The organism is Psychrobacter sp. AOP7-B1-24 (assembly GCF_052376215.1).
Lineage (GTDB): Bacteria > Pseudomonadota > Gammaproteobacteria > Pseudomonadales > Moraxellaceae > Psychrobacter.
In genome coordinates this window covers 1-206 of record NZ_JBQSVL010000250.1, presented here as the reverse complement: position 1 = coordinate 206, position 206 = coordinate 1, and the positions used below count along the sequence as shown (strand labels likewise).

1 protein-coding gene is annotated in these 206 nt (G+C 41.3%); it reads left to right on the top strand.

Annotated elements, in window-relative coordinates; genetic code table 11:
* Positions 1-63: 63 nt before the first annotated feature.
* Positions 64-206, top strand: a 143-nt coding sequence (locus ACT3QP_RS15235) for a transposase (RefSeq protein ID WP_444526090.1), incomplete at its 3' end; no start/stop codon positions are given.

Here is a 206-nt window from a genome sequence, read left to right as displayed (position 1 = left end):
TAGTGGCATAATTAAATTGGACAACTGCTAAGAGGCTATACTAACCCAAAGAAGGAAAATAGTATGACCAACAAACGCAACCAATATACCCGAGAATTTAAATTAGAAGCGATTAGCTTAGTCACTGATCACAACCGCACCATACCTGATGTGGCAAGCTCACTGGGTATTGGCAAATCTACCCTGCAGAAATGGCTGAGTCAGTA